Genomic DNA, 3860 nt, shown 5'->3' with positions numbered 1-3860 from the left:
CTTCCAGACCGAGATGGTCGATGCCGGCGACATAACCACCAACACCGCCGATGGCCACCGCCGCCGCAGCCGCAGCCGCCAGCCACCAGCGCGAGCGCGATGCCGCCGTCTTGACCGGCGCCTCGCCGAACACGATCTTTTGCAACCGCGCCGGCACCGGCTCGTCGAGCACGCCGGCGAAAGCGGCACGAAGGGCTGCGCGGTCGGCGACGTAGCGGGCGCTTCTCGCCTTCAATTCAGGATTGGCATCGAGCCAGGCGTCATACGCCACGCGCTCGTCGCCCGGCAACTCGCTGTCGAGCGCCATGTGGATGTCGCGTTCGGAAAAATCGCGCCGGGTCATTTCTCGACGATCCTTATCGCCCGGCGGCGCGCGGCGTCATCCAGCAGGCCGCGCAACTCATCACGCCCGCGCGCGATGCGCGACATCAGCGTGCCGGCCGGCACGCCGAGGATGGTCGCGGCCTCGGCATAGGAAAAGCCTTCGATGGCGACCATGACCAGTGCCGCGCGCCGGTCGGGGCTGATCGCCTGCAATGCGTCGATAATCTCGCGCGAGGCGATGCTCTCCACTTGCTCGGCGGGTGCTGCCTGCGCTTCGCCCGCTTCCAGCGGCAGCATCGCGGCTTCGCCACGCCGGTTCACCTTGCGCATCTGGTCGATGAATAAATGATGCATGATCGTAAACAACCACCTCCTGGGGCTTTCTCCAGTCTGCCAGTTGTCGAGCCGCACAAGCGCCCGCTCGAGACAGTCCTGAACGAGATCGTCGGCGGAATCGCGGTCACGCAGCAGCGAGCGCGCATATCGGCGCAGGCGCGGTATTTCGCCCAGGATTGCTGCCTTCTTTTCGTCCATGACCGCTGGTTCTGAGGTGCCTTGTTCATCCGATTGAACGCGCCTTCGCGGCGCTGCGCAAGCGGCCAGCGCGAAGCGGTCCGCCGCCCTGGTCACCCAAGCAACAAGATAACGCGGCCGGCGGGCGATTTATTCCCGGTTTAATTGAAAACTGTTAGCTATTGCTCGTCTGAAGCTTTTCCCTCGCCGCTCTTGTCAACAGCCGCTGATAGAACAGGCCGATGCCGATCAGCACCGCGCCGAGGCCGATGAAGGACAGCGCCCTCAGCACGCCTTCCAGTTCCGACATGTCGAAGAGGAAGACCTTCAACACGGCGACCGAGATCAGCGCGGCCGACGCGATGCGCAGCACCTGCGACTTGAGCCAGACGCCGGCGGTAAGCAGCGCCACACCAATGATCAGCCACAGCGCGGAATAGGTGTAGGTTTCAAGCTGGCCAAGGCCGCTCCACAGGCCGATGAACTCGCCCTTGAACAGCCGCCTCACCGACAGCGTCGCATAGACGAAAGCGAGCAGTGCCGCCACCAGCGCCAGCATCGCGGCATACCATTTCGGCCGCTTGTCTCTGGCATAGAGCGCGAGCCCCCCAGCAGCCACGGCCGGCAAGAGATAGGCGAGAAACACAAGGTTGAACACCGGGATCTCGCCGGTCGATTCGTCCGTAAACAGCGGGTTCAGCGCCAGGAAATGCTGGATGACGATGAAGGCGACCGAGACAACACCCGCGGCAAGCGAACCATAGCGCAGCACCGAGCTTGGCGAGCGCATGTCGATGGCGACCAGGATCGCGCCGGCGCCGATGGCGATCAGCGTGTAGATCGCCTGTTCGGCGAGTGTCGCAGCACCCGTGTCGATGACGCCGCCATGCATGGCGTGGCGCACCAATATGGCAATCGTGAGCAGCGCAAATAGCGCAGCGCCCGCTTCCATGGCGAGGCGCGGCCGGCCATTGGTGGTGCGGGCGAGCTGCCACGCTGCAAAGCCAAAGGCGAGCGCCGGAACGCCGTATCCCGGCAGCAGCCAGTTGAACACCGGCGTCGTCGACAGAAACTCGGCGCCGACGATTGTCGGATCGAAGGCGATGCGGCCGAGCACCGCGATAACCGCACCGACCGAAATCCAGCCGAGCACCGGATAGGCGCGCCAGCGGGTGGCCAGCGCCGGCACGACGGCCGCGGCACCCAGCAGGATGGTGGTCCAGCCGGACCCGAAAGCCATGTAGATCATTAGCAAGGTGGCGACTGCTGCCCCACCAAGCGCGAACGAGACGGCAGCACCGCCCCTTAGCGGCGGCTCCTCACCGCGCGCGATCCACTCGCCGCCGGCGGCGAAGACCACGACCAGAAGGGCTGCAAAGGCCGCGTAGACAAGATCGCGGTCGAGATTGCCGAAAGTGAACCAGAGCGCGAACAGAATGACCAGCGGCGCGATAACGCCCCATGCCGCCCATGAGGCGGCGCGGATGTGAGCCGATGCGGCAAATTTGCGCGCTGTCCAGAAGCCGGCTCCGATGAACACAAGTCCGAGAAAAATGCCGATCCTGAGCATCAGCGTGTCGGACACAGTCGCCGGCAGACCATCGACGCCGAGAGCGCCACCTGAAAAATCTGAAGCGACGGAGGTTGGCGGAATGATGCCGAGATAGACCAGCACCGTCGCCAGCCCTGCGGCGTGCAGGAGCGCCAGCGCCAGCGGCCGGTAGAGCGCTATCGCGACCAGGGCTGCGATAAGGGCTGCTCCCGGCAGAGCATCGCCGGCAGCGAATGCCGGGTCGACGAACAGCGCCATCGCCGAAAGGCCGACGAAGAAGCCAGGTGCGATGGACGGCCAGTCGAAGCCCCTGGCGGGCTCTGCTTCGCCACCGCGACGGCCGAGCCAGACGAAGGCGAGCACGGCCAGGGTCACCGCATTGATGAAGAGGATGACAGGCAGGTTCGTGCCCGGCGCATCAGTCATGTAAAGAATGGTCCAGAGGCCGGTGCCGACGAACGCTGCCGCCATCAGCAATTTCCAGTCGCGCAGGCGGGCGATGACGCCGGTGGCGGCGAGCACGATCGCCAAATAGCCGAACAGTGCCCAAGGATTCGGCGCCTGCGAGGCGACCAGCATCGGCGTCACCACCGCGCCGAGCAGGCCGATGCCGGCCAGCGCCTGGCCGTGGACGAGGGCGGCCGCGATGGTCGCCACACCGATGGCGCCGAGCAGCGTGAAGGCGAGCGCCGGCCCGATGAAGCCGTAAACGCCATGCGCGGCATAAACCGTGCCGAACAGGATGAAAGCACCGGCCGCCGTCAGGATCGCCGGAATATAGGCGCCGGCGACGCCCTGCACCGGCACCCTGAAGCCGGTGCGGCGGATGAACTCGCCAACGGCGACCAGCACCAGCCCGAGCATTGCTGCCATGCTCAGCCGCACGCCGGGACCGAAAATGCCGGCCTCGATGGTGTAGCGGATCAGGAACAGGCCGCCCAGCGCCAGCGCGATGCCGCCGACCCAGACCGCCCATCGGGTGCCGAGCGCCGTTTCGATGTCGGGTTTCTGCGTCGCTTTCGCCGTCACGTCGGCCGGTTGCGCTGGTGCAGATCCAGCCGGCGCCGCTTCGCCCGCAGCCCACGGTCCGGATGCAATCTCCGCGGCCTCAACCTCTGTGGACGGCTTTTCCTCAGCCTCGCCCGCCGATGACGGGACAATATCGGTCACGGCCCCAACTGCCGCGTCTGCTGGCTTGCTGTCGTTTGCGGCCGGTTCTACCGGCTTGGCCTGCGGCGGGGCCACATGCGCGCCCGAAAGCACGAGGCTGCGCAGCGCACCAAGTTCGCGCTCGATCAGGCCGATGCGGCTCTGCTGGCGCGAGATAATGACGAATAGCGCGATGATCGCGACTAGGCCGATCAGGCTTTCGAACATGGCGGTTCCCCCAAACCAAGCCAGTAGTTACTGACAAATACGGCGGCCAGACGGCCACACTACAGCGCCGCGCGTCCTTTCGGACGCGCAAAGG

2 protein-coding genes and 1 pseudogene are annotated in these 3860 nt (G+C 65.8%); all 3 read right to left on the bottom strand.

Annotated elements, in window-relative coordinates:
• Positions 1-343: pseudogene (locus EOA85_RS29790) on the bottom strand (anti-sigma factor); the annotation flags it as partial.
• Positions 340-858, bottom strand: coding sequence for an RNA polymerase sigma factor (locus EOA85_RS29785; RefSeq protein ID WP_065009856.1), 519 nt, complete (start codon positions 856-858; stop codon positions 340-342). The gene EOA85_RS29785 and the pseudogene EOA85_RS29790, both read right to left, overlap by 4 nt.
• Before the next feature lie 154 nt (positions 859-1012).
• Positions 1013-3766 (bottom strand): DUF2339 domain-containing protein, encoded by a 2754-nt coding sequence (locus EOA85_RS29780; RefSeq protein WP_127212135.1) that lies wholly within the window; start codon positions 3764-3766, stop codon positions 1013-1015.
• Positions 3767-3860: the final 94 nt, after the last annotated feature.

The organism is Mesorhizobium sp. M5C.F.Ca.IN.020.29.1.1 (genome assembly GCF_003997375.1).
Classification (GTDB): Bacteria; Pseudomonadota; Alphaproteobacteria; order Rhizobiales; family Rhizobiaceae; genus Mesorhizobium; species Mesorhizobium wenxiniae.
This window is presented reverse-complemented; position numbering and strand designations above follow the sequence as displayed.